16 protein-coding genes and 2 pseudogenes are annotated in these 24,097 nt (G+C 65.7%); 10 read left to right on the top strand and 8 right to left on the bottom strand.

Annotated features, from left to right (window positions below; all coding sequences use genetic code 11):
- Window positions 1-40: 40 nt before the first annotated feature.
- The 10 genes from ACE3OU_RS13960 to ACE3OU_RS13915 all read left to right on the top strand — a co-directional run bounded on the left by ACE3OU_RS13960 (window position 41) and on the right by ACE3OU_RS13915 (window position 15,946).
- On the top strand, window positions 41-1,648 hold the full coding sequence (locus ACE3OU_RS13960; protein ID WP_374242159.1) for a DUF2875 family protein: 1,608 nt from the start codon (window positions 41-43) through the stop codon (window positions 1,646-1,648).
- Between the two features lie 24 nt (window positions 1,649-1,672).
- On the top strand, window positions 1,673-1,942 hold the full coding sequence (locus tag ACE3OU_RS13955; protein WP_374242158.1) for a PAAR domain-containing protein: 270 nt from the start codon (window positions 1,673-1,675) through the stop codon (window positions 1,940-1,942).
- 330 nt (window positions 1,943-2,272) lie between these two features.
- Window positions 2,273-3,466 carry an ABC transporter substrate-binding protein gene (locus ACE3OU_RS13950; RefSeq protein WP_374242157.1) on the top strand — a complete coding sequence of 398 codons (1,194 nt, stop codon included), beginning with the start codon at window positions 2,273-2,275 and terminating at the stop codon, window positions 3,464-3,466.
- Between the two features lie 297 nt (window positions 3,467-3,763).
- Window positions 3,764-6,439, top strand: a complete 2,676-nt coding sequence (gene aceE / locus ACE3OU_RS13945; RefSeq protein ID WP_374242156.1) for a pyruvate dehydrogenase (acetyl-transferring), homodimeric type — start codon at window positions 3,764-3,766, stop codon at window positions 6,437-6,439.
- Window positions 6,440-6,459: 20 nt separating this feature from the next.
- Window positions 6,460-8,136 carry a dihydrolipoyllysine-residue acetyltransferase gene (gene aceF, locus ACE3OU_RS13940; RefSeq protein ID WP_374242155.1) on the top strand — a complete coding sequence of 559 codons (1,677 nt, stop codon included), beginning with the start codon at window positions 6,460-6,462 and terminating at the stop codon, window positions 8,134-8,136.
- A 10-nt stretch (window positions 8,137-8,146) separates the two neighbouring features.
- The gene (gene lpdA / locus ACE3OU_RS13935; RefSeq protein ID WP_374242154.1) at window positions 8,147-9,922 is read left to right on the top strand and encodes a dihydrolipoyl dehydrogenase; all 1,776 of its coding nucleotides are present in this window, start codon (window positions 8,147-8,149) and stop codon (window positions 9,920-9,922) included.
- A gap of 185 nt (window positions 9,923-10,107) precedes the next feature.
- The gene (locus ACE3OU_RS13930; RefSeq protein ID WP_374242153.1) at window positions 10,108-11,307 is read left to right on the top strand and encodes an ABC transporter substrate-binding protein; all 1,200 of its coding nucleotides are present in this window, start codon (window positions 10,108-10,110) and stop codon (window positions 11,305-11,307) included.
- A gap of 2 nt (window positions 11,308-11,309) precedes the next feature.
- Complete coding sequence (locus ACE3OU_RS13925) at window positions 11,310-13,598, top strand: ATP-binding protein (RefSeq protein ID WP_374242152.1); 2,289 nt, start codon at window positions 11,310-11,312, stop codon at window positions 13,596-13,598.
- Window positions 13,599-13,802: 204 nt separating this feature from the next.
- Window positions 13,803-15,143, top strand: a complete 1,341-nt coding sequence (locus ACE3OU_RS13920; RefSeq protein WP_374242151.1) for a diguanylate cyclase — start codon at window positions 13,803-13,805, stop codon at window positions 15,141-15,143.
- A 197-nt stretch (window positions 15,144-15,340) separates the two neighbouring features.
- Window positions 15,341-15,946 (top strand): hypothetical protein, encoded by a 606-nt coding sequence (locus tag ACE3OU_RS13915; protein ID WP_374242150.1) that lies wholly within the window; start codon window positions 15,341-15,343, stop codon window positions 15,944-15,946.
- A 131-nt stretch (window positions 15,947-16,077) separates the two neighbouring features.
- On the opposite strand, the gene ACE3OU_RS13910 is transcribed toward ACE3OU_RS13915, so the two are convergent.
- The 8 genes and pseudogenes from ACE3OU_RS13910 to ACE3OU_RS13875 all read right to left on the bottom strand — a co-directional run.
- Window positions 16,078-16,503 carry a DUF86 domain-containing protein gene (locus tag ACE3OU_RS13910; protein WP_374242149.1) on the bottom strand — a complete coding sequence of 142 codons (426 nt, stop codon included), beginning with the start codon at window positions 16,501-16,503 and terminating at the stop codon, window positions 16,078-16,080.
- A complete protein-coding gene (locus ACE3OU_RS13905) occupies window positions 16,493-16,942 on the bottom strand; it encodes a nucleotidyltransferase domain-containing protein (RefSeq protein ID WP_374242148.1) in 450 nt (149 codons plus the stop codon). The genes ACE3OU_RS13910 and ACE3OU_RS13905 overlap by 11 nt, the downstream gene beginning before the upstream one ends.
- Before the next feature lie 373 nt (window positions 16,943-17,315).
- The gene (locus ACE3OU_RS13900; RefSeq protein WP_374242147.1) at window positions 17,316-18,701 is read right to left on the bottom strand and encodes a DUF6602 domain-containing protein; all 1,386 of its coding nucleotides are present in this window, start codon (window positions 18,699-18,701) and stop codon (window positions 17,316-17,318) included.
- Between the two features lie 1,298 nt (window positions 18,702-19,999).
- Window positions 20,000-20,320, bottom strand: a complete 321-nt coding sequence (locus tag ACE3OU_RS13895; protein WP_374242146.1) for a hypothetical protein — start codon at window positions 20,318-20,320, stop codon at window positions 20,000-20,002.
- Between the two features lie 31 nt (window positions 20,321-20,351).
- Window positions 20,352-22,160, bottom strand: coding sequence for a DUF3373 family protein (locus ACE3OU_RS13890; RefSeq protein ID WP_374242145.1), 1,809 nt, complete (start codon window positions 22,158-22,160; stop codon window positions 20,352-20,354).
- A 31-nt stretch (window positions 22,161-22,191) separates the two neighbouring features.
- On the bottom strand, window positions 22,192-22,782 hold the full coding sequence (locus tag ACE3OU_RS13885; RefSeq protein ID WP_374242144.1) for a cytochrome b/b6 domain-containing protein: 591 nt from the start codon (window positions 22,780-22,782) through the stop codon (window positions 22,192-22,194).
- 18 nt (window positions 22,783-22,800) lie between these two features.
- A pseudogene (locus tag ACE3OU_RS13880) lies at window positions 22,801-23,910 on the bottom strand (tetrathionate reductase family octaheme c-type cytochrome); the annotation flags it as partial.
- Window positions 23,911-23,973: 63 nt separating this feature from the next.
- Window positions 23,974-24,097: pseudogene (locus tag ACE3OU_RS13875) on the bottom strand (IS1595 family transposase); the annotation flags it as partial.

The raw sequence follows: 24,097 nt of genomic DNA, 5'->3' as shown, positions 1-24,097 counted from the left end.
AGCCGACCTACCCGTATTCAGCGACCCCGAGGCGAATTCGATGGAAAAATGGAAAACCTGGCTCGGCCTCCCGCTGCTGGCTACCTGCGCGGCCCTGCTCGTGCAATGGGGCTGGAGTTCGGTCACGAACAACCGTGCTGAAGCGCGTGAGCGCGCACAGGAAGTCGCAAAACAGACCAACGCCGCAGCACTCGCGAAGGAAGCCCCACGCGAATATGTGCTTGAGGTCATCGGCCTCGGCGTCTCCCTGGACAAGCACCGCCAGGGCAAGCTGTGGGACGCCCTGCAGCAGGGGCATCCCTTCGGGACGATCCGGGAGCAGGATCCGGAGAAATACCCGTGGACAGAAGAGGACAAGGATGGCGCCGAAGGCAATGCCATCGCCTCAACGCTGCGGAATGGCATCGGAGGACTGCCTATGTACTGGCCCTCCCCATCTTTTTACGCGGGCAACGCCATCGAGGATTCAGACTTTCCGTCGTCGGTCCACGACCCGGCAGTCGGGGTCGTGGGCATGACGAGTTCCAACGGTCTGGACCTGACCCTGTTCATCCCCGCCGGCTACGCCAAGTCCGATCATCCTGACCGATTGGTGGAGCACGCTTTTGCATTCTTCGATGCCCACCCGGACATTCCCTATGTGGTCGTCGCGAGCAACGACGGGCTATACAACCGAAACCTAGAACGCCCCAAAGGCACGCCCCCCCTCGTCTACGACGGCTACTACATCCCCTCCATGCCGGCCGCCTCGGCCCTCTTCGTCCTCGCCCGCCGCGAGCGGGTCGACGTGCTCAGGCCCTTCGCGTTCGAGGACACGGACCAGGACCAACTCGGGCCCGTGCAGAATCGCTACGGACTCGCGCGTCGTCTATTCCTGAGCTATGCCGATCTCGCGGAGCAACTCGGCCAGGCCATGGGCAACGGCCGCCTCGTGCGCTGGCCCACCGTCCCCGAGTGGCTCGCCGAGACCGCCCGCTTCGCCAAACGCCCCGACGTGCTCGGCCCCCAGTCGGTGTCCCTGCTCCACCCGGGCGACGACGTGGTGCATGTGCCCAAGGGCTACACACCCACGCCCTGGTTCCCGATCCCCTGGAACCAATACCAGCTGGAAGTCTTCGACCGCCTGCCCACCCTCGGCTACCTCCACCGCCCCACCTACATCCCGCTCACCGACGCCGACGGCAAGCCCCTCACCCGCCAGTCCGAACGCAGCGCCGCCCTCCTGGCCGGCTGGCAGGACGCCCTCCTCACCCTCCCCGAAGCCCAGCGCAAGACAGCCCTGAAACGCCTCATCAGCAGCACCGGCGACAACCCCGACCGGCTCGTCGAACTCACCCGTCTGATCAACGCCCAGGCCGAGGCCGGCGGACCGGAGCTGCGCCTCGACAAGCCCAGCGAATGGATCAACCTCGAGCCCCGCCTCGGCAACACCGGCTCGGCCAGCTGGTTCATGGGCATGGCCATCGGCGTGATGGGCAGCAACATCGACGGCGGCGTCAGCGCCGCCATCAACCTGCGCAACGACCGCGAGGCCAGCCTGATCTTCATCAGCCCACCGCCACCCGACAAGCGCCAGCGCCAGGGTGCCGGGGTGTTCAGAAACCAGACGACCCCACCCATCGACCCGGCCAACTATGCCCAACCCTGACCCGGCCACCGACAGGAGAATCCCATGAGCAAAGCCATCATCCGCCTCGGCGACCCCACCGACCACGGCGGCGCGGTTGTCTCGGTGTCCGCCACCCACCACACGGTGGACGGCATTCCGGTGGCTCGCGTCGGCGACCGCTGCAGCTGCCCCCGGCGCGGGCACAACAACTGTGTGATCGTCGAGGGCGATCCCGCTTACACCGTCGACGGCATCCCCGTGGCCTTCGAGGGACACCGGACGTCCTGCGGCGCCCGCCTGCAGGCTTCGGCGCACAAGCTGGCCAAGGGCTGAGGGGCCGCGACCGGCAGCGACCACAGGCCCCGTGATGCGCAGCACCGGTGCCGAAACCCCGCGGCCCTGCGCTACACTCGTCGGCGTGCGCCGCCGCGCCGCCCGGCGAGGCCAGCGGGATGCAGAACCCCACCACCGGCCGCCGCGCCGGCACCTCGGCCAGTGCCTCAGCCAACAGCCCGGTTGTCACATCGCAAGGAAACGCGGGGCCGCCCCAGGTTTCCTCCCCCCCACGGGGGCGGGCTGGGGGGAGCCTGACCCTGGGAGCGCTCAGCTGCCACCCGAGCCGGCCCGACAACGCAACAACCACCATCAACGGGGGAGCCACCCTTGCCTGGATGCCTGCGCACGCTGCTTGTTGCCTTGCTGGCCCTGCTGGCCACCGCGGCGGCGGCCCTCGAACCCATCCGCATCGGCGTCTCCGGCCCCTTCACCGGCGGGTCGAGCCCGATGGGGATCTCGATGCGCGACGGCATCCGGCTCGCGGCGCGGCAGATCAACGACGCCGGCGGGATCCTCGGGCGGCCCGTGCAGCTCATCGAGCGGGACGACGAGGCGCGACCGGAGCGCGGCGCCGTGGTGGTTCAGGAGCTCATCCACCGCGAGAAGATCGTCGCCGGCCTGGGCATCGTCAACACCGGCGTCGCGCTGGCCAGCCAGCGCTTCTACCAGCAGGCCCGCATCCCGATGATCACCTCGGTGGCCACCGGCTCGGTGATCACCAGGCAGTTCCAGCCGCCCCAGTACGCCGACAACTACATCTTCCGCGCCTCCGCGCCCGACAGCATCCAGGCGGCGATGATCGTCGAGGAGGCCGTCGTGCGCCGGCACTTCCACAAGCTGGCGATCCTCCACGACAGCACCAATTATGGCCAGCTCGGCCGTGAAGACCTGGAACGCGCGCTGGAGCGCCACGGCATCAAGCCGGTGGCCGTCGAGCGCTTCAACATCGGCGATGTGGACATGACCCCCCAGCTCACCCGCGCCCGCGCCGCCGGCGCCGAGGTGATCCTCACCTACGCCCTCGGGCCCGAGATGGCCCACCTCGCCAACAACCTCGTCCGGCTGGGCTGGAAGGCGCCGCTGGTGGGCAGCTGGGCCCTGTCGATGTCCAACTTCATCGACAAGGCCGGCCCCAACGCCGAGGGCACCCGCATGCCGCTCAGCTTCATCCAGGAAGGCGACACCCCGCGCCGCCGGGCCTTCATCGACCAGTACCGCCGCAGGGTGGGCGCCGAGCGGATCCCGGTGCCGTCGGCCGCCGCCCAGGGCTACGACTCAATGCAGCTGCTCGCCGCGGCGATCCGCCAGGCCCGCAGTACCGACGGCCCGCGCCTGCGGGAAGCCCTCGAATTCCTCGACGAGAAGATCGAAGGCCTGGTGATGACCTACCACCAGCCGTTCTCCAAAACCGACCACGAGACCATCGACAGCCCCCGCAGCCTGGTCATCGGCGAGATCCGCAACGGGCAGGTGGTCTTCGCCTATGACGAAGACCGCAAGCGACAGACCCACAACAAGTAAGCGCCGGGCAAGCGCTCACCGCGCCCGTGCGTTCTCGGGCACACCCCGGCGGCAAGACCGGGGGGCCTCCATGCCGCCCCGGCGTGCGAGCAGATTCGAACCCAGGACGGGCTCTCGCCACGCCCCCTCCCCCGCCGAAACCCGAAAAAACCCGTCTGCGTTTATTGCATGATGCGAGATTTGGTTTTATATTACGAAAAAGAGTCGTGATCCGGCTCGCACTGGTTTGTAGCGCAAACGGGTTGCCGATATCCTCGGTAACCACCCACAACCGCAAGTCATGAGGAGACCAAGACCATGGCCGCGAACACGCAGAATGTCCTGGCGGATGTCGACGCCCAGGAAACCCAGGAGTGGCTGGACGCCCTGTCCAGCGTTGTCAGTCAGGAGGGTGCCGACCGGGCCCACTTCCTGATCGAGAAGCTGATCGAAGCGGGGCGTGAGGAGGGCATCGACATCCCCTACTCCGCCAACACCCAGTACATCAACACCATTCCGGCCGAGAAGCAGCCCCGCTATCCGGGCGACCCGGACATGGAGATCAAGCTTCACTCCTACATTCGCTGGAACGCCATGGCGATGGTCGTGCGGGCCAACAAGCACACCAACGTGGGCGGCCACATCGCCTCGTTTGCCTCGGCCGCCGCGCTCTACGACGTGGGCTTCTCGCACTTCTGGAAGAGCATCAACCACGACACCGGCGGCGACCTGATCTACTTCCAGGGCCACTCGGTGCCCGGCGTGTATTCCCGCGCCTACATGCTCGGCCGCCTCACTGACGAGCAGATGGACAACTTCCGCCAGGAATCCGACGGCCAGGGCATCTCGTCCTACCCGCACCCCTGGCTGATGCCCGACTTCTGGCAGTTCCCCACCGTCTCGATGGGCCTCGGCCCCCTGTGCGCGATCTACTCCGCGCGCTTCATGAAATACCTGGCCAGCCGCGGCCTCATCGACGCCGCCAAGGCCGAGCAGCGCAAGGTGTGGGCCTTCCTGGGCGACGGCGAGACCGACGAGGTCGAATCCCTCGGCGCCATCGGCATGGCCGGCCGCGAGAAGCTCGACAACCTGATCTTCGTGATCAACTGCAACCTGCAGCGCCTCGACGGCCCGGTGCGCGGCAACGGCAAGATCATCCAGGAACTCGAAGCCGAATTCCGCGGCGCCGGCTGGAACGTCATCAAGCTGATCTGGGGCACCCACTGGGACGCGCTCTTCGCCCGCGACAAGAAGGGCATCATGAAGAAGCGCATGATGGAACTCTGCGACGGCGAGTACCAGACCTTCAAGGCCAAGAACGGCGCCTACGTGCGCGAGCACTTCTTCAACACGCCCGAGCTCCGCGCCCTGGTGGCCGACTGGACCGACGACGAGGTGTGGAACCTCAACCGCGGCGGCCACGACATCTTCAAGATCTTCACCGCCTACAACGCCGCCGTCACCCACAAGGGCCAGCCGACGCTGATCCTCGCCAAGACCATCAAGGGCTTCGGCATGGGCCAGTCCGGCGAGGCGATGAACATCTCGCACCAGCAGAAGAAGCTCGACATCGACTCGATCCGCCGCTTCCGCGACCGCTTCGGCATCCCGGTGCCCGACGACAAGCTGGCCGAGCTGCCCTACCTGCGCTTCCCCGAAGACTCCCCCGAATACAAGTACATGATGCAGCGCCGCCTCGACCTGGGCGGCTTCCTGCCCCAGCGCCGGCGCAAGGCCGAAGCCCTGCCGGTGCCCGGCCGCGACGCCTTTGCCGCGCTGCTCAAGGCCTCCGGCGAAGGGCGCGAGCTGTCCACCACGATGGCCATCGTGCGCATCATGAACACCCTGCTCAAGGACAAGCAGATCGGCAAGCACATCGTCCCGATCGTGCCCGACGAGTCGCGCACCTTCGGCATGGAAGGCATGTTCCGCCAGTACGGCATCTGGAACCAGCAAGGCCAGAAGTACGTGCCCGAAGACCATGACCAGCTCATGTTCTACAAGGAGAGCGAGACCGGCCAGGTGCTGCAGGAAGGCATCAACGAAGCCGGCGCCATGGCCGACTGGATCGCCGCCGGCACCGCCTACAGCGTGCACGGCGTGCAGATGGTGCCCTTCTACATCTTCTACTCGATGTTCGGCCTGCAGCGCACCATGGACCTCTGCTGGGCCGCGGCCGACCAGCGCACCCGCGGCTTCCTGATCGGCGGCACCGCCGGCCGCACCACGCTGAACGGCGAAGGCCTGCAGCACGAGGACGGCCACAGCCAGCTGATGGCCAACATGATCCCCAACTGCATCAGCTACGACCCCACCTTCCAGTACGAAGTGGCGGTCATCGTGCAGGACGGCATGCGCCGCATGTTCGCCGAGCAGGAGGATGTGTACTACTACCTCACGGTGATGAACGAGAACTACGAGCACCCCGAGATGCCCGCGGGTGCCGAGGCCGACATCATCAAGGGGATGTACGCCTTCCGTAAGGGTGGTGAAGGCGCGCTCCGCGTCCAGCTGCTGGGCTCCGGCACCATCTTCAACGAAGTCATCGCCGCCGCCGAAATGCTCAAGAACGACTGGGGCGTGGAAGCCGACATCTGGGGTTGCCCGAGCTTCAACGAGCTCGCCCGCGACGGCCAGGACGCCGCCCGCTGGAACATGCTGCACCCGCTCGAGGCGCCGCGTAAGTCCCACGTCGAGCAGAAGCTCGACGGCGCCGTCGGCCCGGTGATCGCCGCCACCGACTACATCAAGCTCTTCGCCGAGCAGATCCGCCCCTTCGTCAAGAACCGCTACGTCACCCTGGGCACCGACGGCTTCGGCCGCTCCGACACTCGCGAGAAGCTGCGCCACTTCTTCGAGGTCGACCGCCGCTGGGTCACCCTGGCCGCCCTCAAGGCCCTCGCCGACGACGGCCTCATCGAACGCGACAAGGTTGCCGCCGCGCTGGTCAAGTACAACCTTGACCCGTCCAAGCCCAACCCGATGTCTGTCTGAGCGCCGAGGAGACTACAAAAATGAGCCAACTCATCGAAGTCAAGGTCCCGGACATCGGCGATTTCTCCGACGTGCCGGTCATCGAACTGTTCGTCAAGCCGGGCGACACCCTCAAGGTGGACGACGCCATCGCCACCCTCGAATCCGACAAGGCCACCATGGACGTCCCCTCCCCCGCCGCCGGCGTGGTCAAGGAGGTCCTCGTCCAGCTCGGCAGCCGCGTCTCCGAAGGCGCGCTGCTGATCACCCTCGAAGCCGCGGGTGCCGGCGCGGCGGCTCCGGCTCCGGCTCCGGCTCCCGCCGCCGCGGCGCCGGCACCTGCAGCGGCGGCCCCGGCTGCCGCACCGGCCGGCGGCGCCCTCGTCGAGGTCAAGGTGCCCGACATCGGCGACTTCTCCGACGTGCCGGTCATCGAGCTCTTCGTCAAGGTCGGCGACAGCATCAAGGCGGAAGACGCCATCGCCACCCTGGAGTCCGACAAGGCCACCATGGACGTGCCCTCCTCCGCCACCGGCGTGGTCAGGGAAGTCCTCGTCCAGCTCGGCAGCCGCGTCTCCGAAGGCGCGGTGCTGATCAAGGTCGAGACCGGCGCCGGGGCCGCTGCGCCTGCCTCAACCCCCGCCAAGGCCGAAGCGCCCGCCGCCGGCCCCACCGTGTCCCTGGCCGACGGCGCCCCCGCGCCCACGCCGCCGGTCAACGTGGTGCCCATCCCCACCCCGGCCACCACCATCCCCGCGCCCATCAAGCTCGGCGGCCTGGTGCACGCCAGCCCCTCGGTACGCGCCTTCGCCCGCGAGCTGGGCGTCGACCTCGCCCAGGTCAAGGCCAGCGGCCCCAAGAACCGCATCACCAAGGCCGACGTCACCGCCTTCATCAAGGGCGCCATGAGCACCGGCGTCGTGCCGGGCAAGGCCGTCGCCGCGGCCCCCGCCGGCGCCAGCCTGGGCGGCGCTCAGTTGGGTGGACTCGATCTGCTGCCGTGGCCGAAGGTGGACTTCGCCAAGTTCGGCGAGATCGAGGTCAAGCCGCTGTCGCGCATCAAGAAGATCTCCGGCCAGAACCTCGCCCGCAACTGGGTGATGATCCCGGCGGTCACCTATCACGAAGACGCCGACATCACCGACCTGGAAGCCTTCCGTGTCCAGATGAACAAGGAGTACGAGAAGTCCGGCAAGAAGCTCACCATGCTCGCCTTCATCATCAAGGCCTCGGTGCGCGCGCTGCAGGAGTTCCCCGAGTTCAACACCAGCCTCGATGGTGACAACCTGGTCTACAAGAAGTACTTCAACATCGCCTTCGCCGCCGACACGCCCAACGGCCTGGTCGTGCCGGTGGTCAAGGATGCCGACAAGAAGAGCGTCTTCGAGATCGCCGCCGAGACCGGGGCCCTCGCCAAGAAGGCCCGCGACGGCAAGCTCGGGCCGGCCGACATGTCCGGCGCCTGCTTCACCATCTCCAGCCTCGGCGGCATCGGCGGCACCTACTTCGCGCCCATCGTCAATGCGCCCGAAGTCGCCATCCTCGGCGTCAACAAGTCGGTGATGAAGCCCGTGTGGGACGGCAAGGCTTTCGTGCCGCGCCTCACCCTGCCCATGTCGCTCACCGCCGACCACCGCGTGATCGACGGCGCGCTGGCCACCCGCTTCAACGTGTACCTCGCCCAACTGCTGGCCGACTTCCGTCGGGTCATGCTCTAAGGAGACCGCCATGAGCATGATTGAAGTGAAGGTTCCCGACATCGGCGATTTCTCCGAAGTCCCCATCATCGAGCTGTTCGTGAAGGTGGGCGACACCCTCAAGGCTGAAGAGCCGATCTGCACCCTCGAGTCCGACAAGGCAACGATGGACGTGCCCTCCCCCGCCGCCGGCGTGGTTGCCGAACTGCGGGTCAAGGTGGGCGACAAGGTCGGCGAAGGCGCCGTGCTGCTCAAGCTCGACACCGCCGGCGCGGGCGCGGCGGCCGCACCTGCCGCCTCTTCGGCCCCGGCTGCGGCGCCCGCCTCCGCCCCGGTGGCGGCGCCGGCCGCCGCGGCCCATGCCGGCAGCGCCGACGTCGAATACGACCTGGTCGTGCTCGGCGCCGGCCCGGGCGGCTACTCCGCCGCCTTCCGCGCCGCCGACCTCGGTCTCAAGACCGCCATCATCGAGCGCTACGCCACCCTCGGCGGCGTCTGCCTCAACGTCGGCTGCATCCCCTCCAAGGCCCTGCTGCACGTGGCCGCGGTCATCGATGAAGCCGAACACGTCGGCACCGCCGGCATCCGCTTCGCCAAGCCCAGCGTGGACGTGAACGCCCTGCGCGCCCACAAGGACAAGGTCGTCGGCAAGCTCACCGGCGGCCTCGCCGGGATGGCCAAGGGCCGCAAGGTGGACGTCATCCGCGGCTACGGCCACTTCCTCGACCCGCACCACATCGAGGTCGAGGAGACCACCGGCACCAGCCAGGACAAGACCGGCGCGAAGAAGGTGGTGAAGTTCAAGCAGTGCATCATCGCCGCCGGCAGCGCCGCGGTGCATCTGCCCTTCATCCCCCGCGACCCGCGCATCGTCGACTCCACCGGCGCCCTCGAGCTGCGCTTCGTGCCCGGCAAGATGCTGGTCATCGGCGGCGGCATCATCGGCCTCGAGATGGCCACCGTCTACTCCACCCTCGGCGCCCGCGTCGATGTGGTCGAGATGATGGACGGCCTCATGCAGGGCCCCGACCGCGACGCCGTCAAGGTGTGGGAAAAGCAGAACCTGCACCGCTTCGACAAGATCATGCTGAAGACCAAGACCGTCGCCGTCGAGGCGAAGGAGGACGGCCTCTGGGTGAGCTTCGAAGGTGAAGGCGCGCCGACCGAGCCGGTCAAGTACGACATGATCCTGCAGTCCGCCGGCCGCGCGCCCAACGGCAACAAGATCGGCGCCGACAAGGCCGGGGTCGTCGTGGGCGAGCGCGGCTTCATCCCGGTCGATGCCCAGATGCGCACCAACGTGCCCCACATCTTCGCCATCGGCGACATCGTCGGCCAGCCCATGCTCGCCCACAAGGCCGTGCATGAGGCCCACGTGGCCGCCGAAGTCGCCGCCGGGCACAAGGCGGCCTTCGACGCCACCGTGATCCCCGGCGTCGCCTACACCCACCCCGAGGTGGCGTGGGTCGGCTACACCGAGGCCCAGGCCAAGGCCGAAGGCAAGAAGGTGGACACCGCCAAGTTCCCGTGGGCCGCCAGCGGCCGCGCCATCGCCAACGGCGCCGACTACGGCTTCACCAAGCTCATCTTCGACGCCGAAACCCACCGGGTCATCGGCGGCACCATCGTCGGCCCCAGCGCCGGCGACATGATCGGCGAGGTCTGCCTCGCCATCGAGATGGGCGCGGATGCGGTCGACATCGGCAAGACCATCCACCCGCACCCCACGCTGGGCGAGACGGTGGGCATGGCGGCCGAGGTCGCGCACGGCAGCTGTACCGACGTGCCGCCGGCCCGCAAGAAGTAAGCCCCCGCAACACAGCACAGCAAAAAGCGGCCTCCGGGCCGCTTTTTTCTTGCCCGACACCCCCCGGACGCCTCCTCGCGCCGGCACCACGCCCGCACCCCAGGATCAAGGGCCGGAGCTTGACATCAGTCATAGCACAGACCCGCCCGCCGGCTAAGATTCTGGCGTCACCCGAGGGCGCGTTCATGTTCAAGAAGACTCTACTCTACCTGGGCCTGCTGGCCTCCCTGGCCGCCCACGCGGCGGGGCTACCGGTCAAGATCGGCGTGGACGCCGAATTCGGCCACAAGACCAGCACTTCGGCGCAGGCCGTCGAGCAGGGGATCCAGATCGCCATCGACGAGATCAACCAGGCCGGCGGCGTGCTGGGTGGGCGGCCGCTGGAGCTGGTCAAACGGGACAACCGGGCCATCACCGCGATCGGCAAGGACAACCTGCGCGAGCTGGCCGCGATCCCCGACATGGTCGCCGTGTTCGGCGGCAAGTTCAGCCCCGTGTATGTGGAGTGCCTGCCGGTGGCCCACGAGCTGGGGATACTCCTGCTCGACCCCTGGGGTTCGGCCGACCTCATCACCGACCACACCTATCGGCCAAGCTACACCTTCCGCCTCTCCCTCAAGGACGCCTGGGCCGCCCCCGCCATGCTGGCGTTCGCCAAGGACACCTACCGGGCGGACAGCGTCGGGGTGCTGCTGCCCAACACCGCCTGGGGCCGCAGCAACCAGGCCGCGCTGCAGCAAAACGCGCTGCGCCAGAACGTCAAGCTGGTCGGCGAGCGCTGGTACAACTGGGGCGACACCAGCCTGCTTCGCCAGTACCAGGACCTGCGTGCCGCCGGCGCGCAGGTCATCGTGCTCATCACCAACGAGGTCGAGGGGGCGATGCTGGTGAGGGAACTCGCCGGGCTCCCCGCCGCCCAGCGGCTCCCCATCGTCAGCCACTGGGGGATCACGGGGGGCCAGTTTGCGCACCTCGCCGGAGACGCGCTGACGCACGTGCAACTGACGGTGATCCAGACCTTCAGCTTCATGAACAACGACTCCCCCATCGCCCGGCGGGTCCTGGCCGCCGCCCGGCGCCTGTACGGCATCGAGAACGCCGCCCAGATGCACAGCCCGGTCGGGGTCGCCCAGGCCTACGACCTGACCCACCTGATCGCCCGGGCCATCAACAAGGCGGGCTCGACCGACCGCAAGAAGATCCGGGACGCCATGGAGCAGCTCGGCCCCTACCAGGGCCTCGTCCAGAAGTACGCCGTGCCCTTCACCCCGCAGCGCCATGAAGCCCTGTCCCCGGCCAATATCATCTTTACCCGGTACACGGACGACGACCAGCTGATACCCTTCAAGAAGGGCAAGCCGACGCACCCCAGGGGTGCCCCATAGCGATGAGTCTGTTCCCCCGGAGACTGGCCTGGCGCAATGAAAACCTCCCACTGACGGTACGTTTTCAGTGGGCGGCGTTCACGCTCACGATGCTGGTGGTGCTGGTGATCGGCGCCACCTCGCTGCTCCTGTCCGCGTGGGAAATCCCCCAGAACGAACGCGAGGCACACGCCCGGCTCGCCAGGCAGATCGGCCTGCAGCTGGCCTCGCAGGTGGGCAACAGCATTGCCAACGTCAGGAAACTCAGCGGAACCTCCCTGGTCTGGACCGCCCTGACCGACTCCACCGGCCGGGAAGCCTACCTCCAGCCCCTGCTGTCGGGCGCGTCCGGCTACCCGCTCATGCTGGTGGACTACCGGGGGCGCCCCGTGGCCGGCGCCCTGGGCGACGACCTGCCCGCCGCCCACATCCAGGCCCTCGCGGCAAGAACCCTGGACACCGGCAAGCCCCAGTTCGTGGTGCCGGCCGGCCAGCCCGTCCTGCTCAGCGCCTACCCGGTGTTCTTTCCGAACTCCCAAGAAGTGATCGGCGTCCTGATGGGCGCCTTCAAGCTCGACGCCGAGTTCCGGAAGCACGCCGCCGGGCTCGACCCGGACCTCGGCATCGAGCTGTGGTACGGCGGGCAACGGGTCCTGGCCCACGCCCCGGGCAGCTACCCGAAGCACTTTCCGATGCGGCACGAGATCACGCTGCGCGACGCGCCGGACGCCGACATGCAGCTCGCCGCCTTCTCGATCAACCGTTCATGGATCCGGCCGCTGCTGCTGCGCAGCATCCTGTATTTCGGCATCGGCCTGGCGTTCAGCCTGCTGGCCTGGCGCGTGACGGGGCAGCTGTCCGGATCGCTCACGCACCGGCTGAATCGCCTCGTGGACGCCTGCAAGGCCGTGGGAGAGGGCCGCCCCTTCGCGCTGGAACCCGACGCCTCGATGGACGAGGTCGGCATCCTGTCCCGCACCCTGCGCCAGGCCATCGACGGCTTCACCAACATCCAGGACCACCTCACCGAGCTGGTCGAAGAGAAGAGCGCCGAACTGGCCCGGAGCCTCGAAGAGCTCCGGCTGCACCGGGACCGGCTCGAAGAGCTGGTCGAAGGCCGCACCCTCGAGCTCACCCTCGCCAAGGAAGCCGCCGAAACGGCCAACCGTGCCAAAAGCACCTTCCTGGCCAACATGAGCCACGAACTGCGCACGCCGATGAACGCCATCCTCGGCTTCACCCACCTGCTGCTCAAAAAGATCGACGACCCGGACCTGCTGGCCAAGCTGGTCAAGATCGACGTGGCCGCCAAACAGCTGCTCAACCTGCTCAACGACATCCTCGACCTCTCCAAGATCGAGGCCAAGGGCTTCACCCTCGAACACAAGCCCTTCAACTTCAGCGAGGTGGTCGACACCTTCAAGAGCATCGTGGGCGAACAGGCCGCCGCCAAGCGCCTGGCGCTGCGGCTGCAGATCGACCCCCGCCTGACCCGCACGCCCCTGGTGGGCGACCCCCTGCGGCTGAAGGAAATCTTCATCAACCTGGTGGGCAACGCCGTCAAATTCACCGAGCGCGGCGAGGTCACCGTCAAGGTGCACGTCGAATCGGAGACCGAGCGGGCCCTGCGCCTGCACATCGAGGTCAGCGACACCGGCATCGGCATTTCACCCGAGGTCATGCCCCGGCTGTTCCATCCTTTCGAGCAGGGGGACGGCAGCTCGACGAGAAAGCACGGCGGCACCGGGCTCGGGCTCGCCATCACCAAGCACATCGTCGAGATGATGGACGGCAGCATCGGCGTCAGCAGCGAGGTGCTCAAGGGCACCACCCTCTTCCTGACCCTGACCCTGGAAAAACTCGGCCACGCCGAAGATCCGGCCACCGAAGCCCCGGAAGCCACCGACGCGCAGAGCGACGCGCCGGCCCCTAACGCCCTGCACCACGCCCGCGTCCTGCTGGTGGAAGACGACCCCGTCAACCGGGAGGTGCTCCGGGAACTCCTCCTCGAAGAGGGCGCCAGCGTCGTGCTGGCGGACGACGGGCTGGTTGCCGTGGAGCTGGCCCGGGCCGGAAGCTACGACCTGGTGCTGATGGACATGCGCATGCCGCATCTGGACGGCCCCTCCGCCACGCGGGCCATCCGGCAGCTCCCCGGCTGGGCCGACATCCCCATCGTCGCCCTCACCGCCAACGCCTTCGTCGAAGACCGCCAGAACTGCCTTGACGCGGGAATGGACGAGTTCCTCACCAAGCCCGTCAATCCGGACATGTTCGTCGCCACCCTGGTCAGGCTGCTGTCCGCCAAGTGATGGGCGGCCGGCGGCGCCGCGCCAGCCTCCGCCGACGCTCCCGCAGTACTGGGCTGCCGCCATCCAACGCCCGCCACGGCGGGCGCACTGTGCATTTCGCAACATTTCGGCCCATCGCCGGCCATGCCAGCCGTCTGTGGACAGCCGGTCATCGAAAGACGCGTGTATCGTTTGGCCTTCGACAGACAGCCCCCGAAATCGTCGATGACAGCCCCCGCCGAGCCTCCCCCTGGCCGCCCCAGTCTCGCCCCCGACGCCCGGCCGCCCGAAGCCCGCGCCGTGCTCGACGGCCTGCTCGAACACCTGCTCAACGGCGTCGCCTACTGCCGCATGGAATACACCGACGGGCAGCCCAGCGACTTCCTGTTCCTTTACACCAACCCCGCCTTCCACAGCCAGACCGGGCTTGCCGACGTGTGCGGAAAGCACATCAGCCAGATCGTGCCGGGGCTCCGGCAAACCGACCCCGCGCTGCTCGAGATCTTTGGCCGCGTCGCCCGGGGCGGCCAGCCCGAAACCTTCGTCATGCCCGTGAAGTCTATGGCCGAGTGGTTTTCGGTGTCGGTGTATTGCCCCCACCCGGAGCACTTCATCGCGCTCTTCGACGTCGTCACCGAACGCAAGAAAGCCGAAGCCGCGCTGGAAGACCGCGCCCGCCAGCTCCGCTTCGTGCTCGAAGGCTCCGAACTCGGCTTCTGGGACTGGGACATCGCCACCGGCAAGGTCGAGCGCAACCCCCAATGGGGCCACATGCTCGGCTACACCTTCGAAGAACTCCAGCACACCGCCCAGCAATGGGCCGACTTCGTCCACCCCCACGACCGCGAGCGCGCCTGGGCCTCGATCTTCGACGTCGTCGAAGGGCGCAGCGCCGCCCACAAGCTCGAATACCGCATGCTCCACAAGGACGGCAGCATCCGCTGGATCCTCGACCAGGCCAAGGTGATGCAGCGCGACGGGCACGGCAAGGCCACCCGCATGTGCGGCACCCACACCGACATCACCGAACGCAAGCTGCTGGAAGAAGAGCTGCGGCGCCAGGCTCACGTGGACTACCTCACCGGCATCTACAACCGCCGCCACTTCATGGAACGCGCCGAGCAGGAGCTCAGCCGCGCCCACCGCTACGCCAAGCCCCTGTCGATGCTCATGCTCGACATCGACCACTTCAAGCAGATCAACGACCGCCACGGCCACAAGGTGGGCGACACCGTGCTCAAGGCCGTCGCCGACCTCAGCCAGGCCACCTTTCGCGACGTGGACATCGTGGGTCGCCTGGGCGGCGAAGAGTTTGCCGCCCTCCTCCCCGAAACCGACCAGCCCGCCGCCCTCGAAGCCGCCGAACGCCTCCGCGCAACCATCGCCAACGCCCGCATCCCCCTCCCCGGCGCCCCGCCGGTAAGCTTCAGCGTGTCGATCGGGGTGTCGAGCATGGACTCGCCGGAAGACAATATCGACGCCCTCCTTCAACGCGCCGACAAGGCCCTCTACAAGGCCAAGGACAGCGGACGCAACCGGGTGTGCGGGAGGGACGGCAAAGCCTGACCCCTGTCGATGCGGATGCCCGACATCGACCACTTCAAGCAGATCAACGACCGCTCCGGCCAGCAATAAACAAATTCAACGCCTCATGCAAAGCAGGCGGCCGCGAGGCCGCCTTGTGCTTGATGGCGCACCCACCCACCTTTCCGGTAGCGGCCGCTTATTCGCCCCGCCGGCAGCATCGCCCCAATACTCCCTCGATGAAACCCGACCCCTTCACCCCCTGGCGGGCCCAGAAGCGCAAGGCGCTGCAACAGAACATGCTGGCCGGGCTGTCCGGCCTCACGGCAATCGCCCTGCCCCTGCGACTGGGCTGGCGCAGCCTCTGGATCAGCGCCCTGCTGGGGCTCCTGGCCTGGGTGCTGACGCGCTGGGCACGCATCAACCGGCGCCACGCGGCCGCGCGTCATCATGGCAAAACCGTCGAACAGAGAGCCTCCGCACTCGCCCAACGCATACTGCTCGGGGAGGGCCTGATGGTGGAGTGCAATCGCCGGGTGCCCGGCCTGGGCGATGTGGATCTGCTGGTGACGGGTCGGGATCGCCGGGTCACGGTCGAGATCAAGAGCTTCCAGCATTGGGGCGATCGCCGCGCCGACCGGCGACGCGAACGCCTGGCCATCGAACAGTGCGTGCGGCAACGCGAAACGCTTGCAACCGACGGAGCCTTGCTGTGGCTGCCCGACGCGACACCGAGCCTATGGCAAAGGCTATGGGGCTACTCCTTCGCGGGCCAGGGCGTCGCGCTGGTGCGCGGCGACGAACGCCGCCTGCTGCGGGCCTTGCGCTGCAAGCTGGGGGGCTGACCGCGGCGCCAGCAATGACCCGCCGGGCGCCGCTCCCGAATTCAGGATTCTGTCGAGGTGGCAACCCATCTGACCCAGAGGGGCCATCAATCGACACAACACGCGCAGCGCAGTCGAGCCGAGCCCACGCATCACCCCGCCTGCCGCCCACTCCGCAGCAGGACGGCCCGGCTGTAGGCCAGAAAGTCGTCCAGGTGCCGGGTGATGACCTCCGTGACGATCGGGATCAACAGCGCCTGGTAATCGTGCACCGCGATGTTGCGGAAGCCCACCATCTTCTGCAGCCTGTCCGCCAACGGGGTCTCTATCCAGCCGGCCGCCGCAAGCAGGCCAAACACATCGCGGGAACTCTGCGGAACCCCCAGGCGCTCCCTCCGGATCAGGTATTGCCCCATGTCCAGCGCGGCCTCGCAGGCCCGCTGCACATTGAGGACAGCCGCATCCTGGCGGGTGAAGTCGGTGGCAAAGTGGGCGCCGGCCGCTGCAAACTCCTCCCTCGCCCGCGCCACGCAACGTTCAATCGTGGCCGCCTTGTTGAGCAGCACATCATCGGGCATAGACACTTCCCCTCTCGGCGATATCGGCCAGCAGCGGCGCCCGCGCGGCGTCGAAATCCAGCTTCTCGTTGAGCACGAAACACTCGAACAGCGCCGCCTCGGGCTGCTTCGCCCACAGGCAGCGGCCGGTGATCAGCACCTGATACTGCATCACCGTGCTCGCTGCCCGCATGTCCAGCAGGTCCACCTCGCAGCCCAGCGCCGCCGCCAGTTGCTGCGCCACGTCCCAGCGGGCCACCGCGTCGGTGTAACCGGCCACCAGCACAGCCAGATCCAGATCACTCTCCGCCCGAGCCGTGCCCTGCACACGGCTACCGAAGGCATACACCGCCAGGGTGTGCGGCCAGGCGGCAAGCAAGGTGGCAACCACCAGCCCATCGGGCGCGAGGGCGGTTTCAATGCAGGCCTGAAGCAGGGCGGCGTGGGTCGGATCGTTCATGAGCGCCCCTTGAAGGGACAGGAAGCGGAGATGGGGAATGGTATCAAGGGACGGGGGGTCAGTCAGTGTGATCGGCTTGCGGGGTGTGGCGGGTAGCGACCCAATCTGGACGGTCGGGGAATTGAAGAGCGGGCGCTCAAGCGTAGCGCGCAATGCCAACTGCTACCACCCGGAACAACGCACGCGGTCGCGTACGCGGGAAAAATCCGTTGCGGTTGGCATTGCATCCTGCGCGTCAGGCATGTCTCGACGCCCCCGCCGTACGAGGTGTCCGCTCAAGCATATCCTTGCTCTTTTTATGCATGTCGATAACGTTACCGACATGCATAGGTAACCGGATCTGCGAACAGAAGTCAGGTCACCCGGTTCAAATTCATGCAGCACCAGCAGGGATAGGGGCTTTCTGCTTCTTCTGCTCACATTTCGGGCAGGAATTTATGATGCCACGAGTGACTTCATAGACGCGTGGTATCCAGATGGTCATGCCTGCGGTTTCGATCGAGTCGAAGGAAAGTGCTTTGGTGATGACCTGTTCTCCATCGCGCATAAACGGACGGTCCATCACAAGGATGTCGGAAAAAGGTAGGGCATCTGGATTGTATATCCGAACATCCCCAGGCTGCCCTTCATATGTCTCAGTGTTATCACCCGGTTTTCCATATGCGATATCCATGGCTCTGATCCAATTTATCGGTTCTGCCGACTTGCACCACTCTATGACCTCAACCAATTTGTCTTCGGTCAGCTTTCTTGGAAAATCACCGTGGGTCTCGCATGTTCCGAATTCGGCGAACTGCCCCATCGAATACTTGTAAGAGTGCTCTCCTGCGACAAACGGGAGTTGAAAATAGCTCTCTACCGGTGGGGGCTGGACATCCGTGCTCTTCAACAGATCAAGCAATACGGAATACAGGTCGTAGAAGCAGAGACCCGTTCGGTCCGGGTGTCCATGCATTTGAAGCTCGGTGATTGCACTAATGTCGTCATTCAGGAAGGCGGGGCAATGTTTAGCTCCGTGCAGCACGAAGCCCTTGGTCAGCACGAAAACAGCGTTGCACCATAGATGCTTGGGTTTGTTCTGAGCGAAAGCCTTGACCTCATTGACCAAATCAATCCAGTCTAGGTCGGTATCGAATGCGAACAGTATTCCAAAGCCTTGTTGGCTCTTGGGTCTTCCTGAAAATACAGTCCAGCCCCCCGTTGAAATTCGACGAAGCCTTTTGTAGCTGGCGATGTTCTCCAATCCATCACGGATGTCCTGTCGGGTTGCTTTCGATTTGACCTGTATGGTGCCGTAAGTGCTTTCGACCGGAAGAACCTGAAAGGCATTTTCACGACTCATCAACGAGACCGAGTCTAATGGGTCGTAGAACAGAATGTCCAGTTCTCCACTGACGTGCCCCGTAGTTGATGCGACGCGAACACTCCTGTCCGATGCAGCATAGCGCGCCGGCAACAATCCCGTGTCGACCAGAAATCGTCGGACGATCTGCTCACGAGCCAATCCGATATCTCGTGGATGCTTTGAATCTTTCGCCCTGTCGTACAGGCGAAGCATGTCTTCTTGGTAAAACAGGAACTCACGATCAAGTCCGTGGAATTCACGTTCCTTCGAGCGAAGTGCGATGGAACGACCTATCTGGTCTTTCAGCATCTCTCGAGTACGTTCTTCTCTCTCGGCGAAATCTGCACGCTCTTTCTTTTCGGAATTTGTTAAACGCTTTTGCGCAGGGCGTTTTTTCAAGGATTGTTTTTGCATACAAGAACCAAAATCGGAATTCAGTGGTGGCTAATTTCTAAAACGCTGAACAGCAGATGCTGGCTCTACGCAATCACATTGGATGCATGAGCAGCATTAACAGAATCGACAAAAGTCTCGCTCTGCACAGAACGGCAAGATCAGGTATTAAGTTAAAGCGCACCCCATCCGGCGCAATTCTGCTTCACTCATTGTTCCCTGCGGCGCCCTATGAATGGCCGCTTTCGGCGTGTGGCGTGACCGTCCGCTTCTGGCCGACAGCCGTCATTCTAGCCCAACAACATGACCCCCTCCCCCCCCCCCCGCCCGCCAATCATCAGCCCACCACGCCGCTTGACTAACAAAGAGCGACCTCCTGGCTGCTGTACTCTCACCTGCGCTGCCCATTACGACCACGACAAGGTCTCCTCCTCACTCCACCTTCTCCGACTTTTTCAACCCCAGCACGGTGACTTGATCCGCGCTGGAGCCGCAGCCGGCTGAGGCGGCGGCGCGCTCTATGCTCAATGGCGGGGCGCTTCTGATAGACCGTGTCGGCGGCGTCGCGGCTGAGGGCCGGGTTGTTGGCCCTGTCGTCGGACAAGGTGCTGGGGTAGAGGCTCTGCCTGCACACCTGCATAGCCATCGGCGATAGTTTTTTCCTTGCCTGCAAGGCTGCACATTTGAATGCAAACTATAACAATCGTGTTGTGACGGGTGACAACACGATTGCGATAGCTTCCTCCATTATCTGCAGGCCTGCACATTCGAATGGAAACTATCGCAACCGTGTTGCGCCGCGCGGCAATACGATTGCGATAGCTTCTCCCCTTATTGGCAAGCCTGCGTATTCGAATGAAAACTATCACAATCAAATGTGCCGCCGTGCACATCGTGTTGTCGGCCGTTACAAAGGCATGGGCCCGCGTGCACATCGAATGGTGACGGCTCACAACAGCTCGGGGGCCCGTGCACGAACGATGTGCACGCTTCACAAAGGCCTGGGTGCGGATCACGGAAGGATGTGCGCCCGTCACCAAGGCATGTTTCGCCATTCCCGAAGGATGTGCGCGCTTCAACCAAGCAGATGCGCCGATCACCGGAGCGTGTACGCGCCCCACCAGCGCCCAGGCAGTTCGCGCCTGTCCCATCGCGGGATGTCCGCCTCGGCTGACGCCCCGCCTGCCGGGTCGGTGAGGAGTTGAGATCGCCCCCGGCGGGCGCGGGTGGAAGAATTTGCGCCCCGCCCGCTCAAATACAAAGGGCGGCCCCTTTGCGGAGCCGCCCCAGGTATTGCGTGCCGCGCTGGGCGGCGGGGGTCAGCAGCCAGCGGTCTTCTTGAACGACTTGCTGAGGTTCTTGTTGGCGTCGTCGTATTTGGCGCGGATCTCGTCGCCTTCAACAATCCGCTTGTCCTTGAACTTGTCGAGGGTCAGGTCGTCGGTGATGCTGAGGGTGACGCTATTGCCGCTCTTGTTGTCCTTGAGGGTGGCGGTGGCGGATTTGCCGTCGGCGGCCATCTGGATCTTGGTGATCACGCCGACCATCTTCACGTCGTCGGCGGAGGCCGTGGGGGCGATGGCCATGGCGGAGCTGGCGAGGGCAACCGAGAGCAGGAGGCGGGTGAGCTTGTTGCGCATGGTGGGGTCTTCCTTGTGGTGAGGGGTGGGGTCAGAACTTGACTTCAAAGGTGGCGTAGGCGTTGTAGGCGTGGTCGAGGGGCGTGGTGGCCATCATGGTGCCGGCGTTCACGCTGGACATCTTGACCGGGGCGCCAACCCAGTTGTTGCTGCCGGTGTATTGGAAATCGTAGTACTGCAGGCCAAGGCGCACAAAGGCCTTGGCGAGGTGGGACGAGACGGGCTTGCTGTTGAGTTCCTGGATCAGGTAGAGCTCATACACGTTGCCGCGGGTGCCGACCTTGGAGGTCCACATGTCGGTGGCGGCGGGAGCGAAGGTGATCCAGTTCTTGGAGCCGTGGTTGTATTCGACGCCGAGCTTGGTCTTGCTGGGCAGGTCGTAGCGCAGGCCGAGGGCGATGGCGGTGCCGGTCTTGTCGCGGGGGGCTTCGGGGTTGAAGAAACCGCCGGTGAGCAGGCCCTGGAAGCCAAACTGGGACGACACGTTGTTGTTGGGGTGGGTGACGCTCATGCCGAGGTCGGCGAAGTAGTTGAGGTCGCCGCTGCCCACGCGCTTGAGGGTGCCCATGGCACCCGCTCCGTACCAGTCGATGTCGCCCAGGTTGGCCTTGGGCATGGTGTTGCCGAAGTAGGTGTCACGCATCTTGGGGGCATCGAAGATGTTCATGCCCCGGTTCCACTGCAGCCACACGCGCAGCGGGTCGGTGTCGATGGGGATGACGGCGACGCCGAGCATGTCGGTATCCTGCAGCGAGTTGCCCGGCGTTGAGCGGAAGCCGCTCTCGAAGCCGCGGCCGTAGCAGAGCTTGGCGTAGGCGCCGGGCAGGCCGTCGATGTCGGGGGCCCAGCCGACGGTCATGCCGTCGAAGGCGTAGTCGACCAGCAGCGACGGGGTGCCGCCGTTGCCGGGGCGCGGGGTGTTGAGGCGCAGGTTGCTGGGGGCGCCGTGGGTGGACGGGCGGCGGCCCACCGAGAACCAGATGTCCTGGTCGGCGATGTTGCTCCAGGTGGCAAAGGCGCGGTCGACGTTGAGGTAGCTGCTGGAGGGGACATGCCCGAGGGTGCCGTCGAACACCCCCACCCGGTCGGCAAAATACGGGGCGCTGCCGCCGTTGGTGACGGCATCGTCGTCACCGGCGCCGAAGGTCTTGTACATCACGAGGCGGGCTGACACGCTCACGTCTTGCGTGGCCTTGGCGTGGAGATCGAGGCCGAAGCGGTTGGTGTAGAGGGCCTGGTTCTCGGGCTTGTAGGCGGGCACCTGGGCGGCACGGCCGTAGCTGTTCCGCAACGCAGTCACCATTGCGGCGTTGTCAGCACGGAAAGCCAGGGCTTCGTTGTAGGTCCGCACCCCGGCCATGCGCTGGGCGAAGTTCATCATGCCGAAGAGTTGCGGGCCGTAGGTTGCCTGGTCTCGGAAGAATTCCGTCATCAGCGACTGCTCGGCGATGCCAAAGAGCGCGGTGACGTCGGTGAAGGGCTTGGTCTGGCCGCCCAGGCGGTCGACGCGGAACTGGTAGTCACCGCCGATGGTGAGCCAGCGCTCGGTGGATTTCTCTTCGGCCTTGGCGAGGCGCTCTTCGCTGGCGATGGCGCGCTCTTCGGTCTTCACCGCCCGCGCCTCGCTCTGCACGACGCGCTGCTTGAGCTCTTCGGTAGCCTTCTGGCTGGCGGCTGCATTGGCGCTGCTGGCTTCCACCTGGCTCTTGAGGCGGGCGAGTTCGGCGGACAGGGCCTCGATCTTCTTGAGCAGCTCGGCGTTGCTCTCGGCCCCTGCCACCGGCGCGAACAGGCCCGCCACCAGGGCGGCGATGAGGGTTCTGGCAAGTCTGGTGTTCATGACGGCTCCCTGAGATTTTTTTATGGGTGCTTCAGTGCGCTTCGTCCCAGCCGGTGAAGATGGCCTTGAAGTGGGCCGTGGGCGTGTGGCCGGTGGTGCCGAGGTAGATGTGGCCGATCAGGAAGGCCAGCATCATGAAGGCGCCGATGGTGTGCACGAGGGCGATGGTGGCCAGCTCGATGGCGTAGCCGGCGGCGCCGAGTTCGTTGTAGAACAGGTAGGCGAGGCCGGAGAGCCACAGCAGCGGGGTGACGACCACGGTGACGCCCAGATAGGTCTGGGCCTGCATCGGGTTGTGCTTGCGGGCACGGGTGGGCTTGAAGGGGTGCGGCTCGCCCTTGAAGATCCCCACCGCGTAGAAGCGCACGATCTTGTCGATGTTCTTCATGGTGGGGATGTACTGCCGCCACTCGCCGGTGGTGAGGTGCCAGAAGATCGCGAACACCCACAGGGCGATGAAGGCCCACACGATGGTGGTGTGCACCTTGTGGGCCTGGGCAAAGCCGAGCCACGTGTAGGTGCCGTGGATCTCGAAGCCGGTGACCAGCATGCCGATGATGAGCACGGCCTGGGCCCAGTGCCACAGGCGCTCGAAGCGCGTGAAGAGATAAACCCGTTCCATGATTGCCTAGCCTCCCTCTCAGTGCTTGCGGCGCAGGGCGCGGATGGCGCCGTGGATGAGCACGCCGGCCAGGATGCCGCCGGCGGCGAGCCAGCCGATGGTGTCCACCAGCTTGTTGGCGTCCCGCCCGGGGATGTAGATGCCCTCGATCTTGTCGAGGCGGCCGCCCTTGGCGTGGCATTCGTTGCAGCCGAGGGCCTTCTCCTTGGGCGCGACCATGTGGGTGATCGGCCACATGGCGGTGGTCTCGATGAACTCGACCTTGCCCGAGAAGGGCTTGTGCAGCGTCTCCATGCCGGCGGCGACGGCCTTGTCCCAGACCATGTTCTTCCAGTAGGCGGTGTCGTCCTCGCCGGCCAGATGGGTGACCACCAGGGTCTTGTTGACCGGGTCGAAGGGCTGCTTGCCGCGGAACAGCTTGACCGGCCAGATCAGCGACTTGCCGTCGCGGGCGCTGCCCTCGAAGCTGTTGATGGCGATGGGCTGCTTGCTCGCGTCGATGGGGTCGCCCATCAGGGTGTAGCTGACGGTGCCGTTGAACCACACGTATTCGGGCTTGACGTTCTCTTCGAGCACGAAGTCGCCCTTGATGCCGTTGTAGGTGACGTGGCCGTCGTCGTTGGTGATCACCAGCGGCTTGCCGTTAGCGTCGCGCTTGCCGGCGGTGGACCAGTCCCACGACATCTTGGTGGGCACGTCGCCGCGGGCGAAGGCCGGGATGTGGCAGGTCTGGCAGGCGACGCGGTCGGTGTGGTCGTTGAGCTTGGGCTTGCCGGCGTGGGGCGCCTGGCCGTGGCAGGCCTGGCAGGTGGCCGGGTTGCTGCTGTCGGCCTTGCCGCGCAGGTGGGCGCCACCCTTGTCGGCAGCGGTGGGGGCGTAGCGGCTGCCCGGCACCTGGTGGCCGTCGGTCTTGTGGCAGGTGGCGCAGGTGAAGTTGTTGCCCTCGGCGTCCATGTGCACGTCGAGGGCCTTGTCGGGCTGCTCGAGGGAGCTGTCGAGGTCGCCGTGCTTCACGCCGTCACCGCCGCCGCCGTAGAAGTGGCACACGCCGCAGGTCTCGCGGCGGGTCTTGCCGACCTTCTGGGCGATGAGGCCGAGGTCGATGCCGCGGATGATCTTGCCGGAGCCGGGCGGGTATTCGGTGTCCTGGGTGACCGGGTGGCCGGCGAAACCGGAGGGCTTTTTATATGGCTATGTCACCGTTGCCTGTGGAAACACTCCGATAGCGGCGAGGAGCATCTTGTCGGGCGTATCAAGTCGGCGCGTGTCGAGTGCCCGGCGCCAGCCCAGATAGTTCGGGAGGTAGTGCGTGGCA

The organism is Zoogloea sp. (genome assembly GCF_041908905.1).
Taxonomy (GTDB): Bacteria; Pseudomonadota; Gammaproteobacteria; order Burkholderiales; family Rhodocyclaceae; genus Zoogloea.
The sequence above is the reverse complement of the archived record's forward strand: the minus strand, read 5'-3'. Positions and strand labels throughout refer to the sequence as shown.

Bases quoted from the DNA above. Each gene is read 5' to 3' on its own strand.
- ACE3OU_RS13930 (WP_374242153.1), top strand. From the start codon at position 10,108: ATGTTCAAGAAGACTCTACTCTACCTGGGCCTGCTGGCCTCCCTGGCC.
- ACE3OU_RS13915 (WP_374242150.1), top strand. From the start codon at position 15,341: ATGAAACCCGACCCCTTCACCCCCTGGCGGGCCCAGAAGCGCAAGGCG.
- aceF (WP_374242155.1), top strand. From the start codon at position 6,460: ATGAGCCAACTCATCGAAGTCAAGGTCCCGGACATCGGCGATTTCTCC.
- ACE3OU_RS13895 (WP_374242146.1), bottom strand. From the start codon at position 20,320: ATGCGCAACAAGCTCACCCGCCTCCTGCTCTCGGTTGCCCTCGCCAGC.
- aceE (WP_374242156.1), top strand. From the start codon at position 3,764: ATGGCCGCGAACACGCAGAATGTCCTGGCGGATGTCGACGCCCAGGAA.
- ACE3OU_RS13920 (WP_374242151.1), top strand. From the start codon at position 13,803: ATGACAGCCCCCGCCGAGCCTCCCCCTGGCCGCCCCAGTCTCGCCCCC.
- ACE3OU_RS13925 (WP_374242152.1), top strand. From the start codon at position 11,310: ATGAGTCTGTTCCCCCGGAGACTGGCCTGGCGCAATGAAAACCTCCCA.
- ACE3OU_RS13885 (WP_374242144.1), bottom strand. From the start codon at position 22,782: ATGGAACGGGTTTATCTCTTCACGCGCTTCGAGCGCCTGTGGCACTGG.
- ACE3OU_RS13960 (WP_374242159.1), top strand. From the start codon at position 41: ATGGAAAAATGGAAAACCTGGCTCGGCCTCCCGCTGCTGGCTACCTGC.
- lpdA (WP_374242154.1), top strand. From the start codon at position 8,147: ATGAGCATGATTGAAGTGAAGGTTCCCGACATCGGCGATTTCTCCGAA.
- ACE3OU_RS13900 (WP_374242147.1), bottom strand. From the start codon at position 18,701: ATGCAAAAACAATCCTTGAAAAAACGCCCTGCGCAAAAGCGTTTAACA.
- ACE3OU_RS13910 (WP_374242149.1), bottom strand. From the start codon at position 16,503: ATGCCCGATGATGTGCTGCTCAACAAGGCGGCCACGATTGAACGTTGC.
- ACE3OU_RS13955 (WP_374242158.1), top strand. From the start codon at position 1,673: ATGAGCAAAGCCATCATCCGCCTCGGCGACCCCACCGACCACGGCGGC.
- ACE3OU_RS13905 (WP_374242148.1), bottom strand. From the start codon at position 16,942: ATGAACGATCCGACCCACGCCGCCCTGCTTCAGGCCTGCATTGAAACC.
- ACE3OU_RS13890 (WP_374242145.1), bottom strand. From the start codon at position 22,160: ATGAACACCAGACTTGCCAGAACCCTCATCGCCGCCCTGGTGGCGGGC.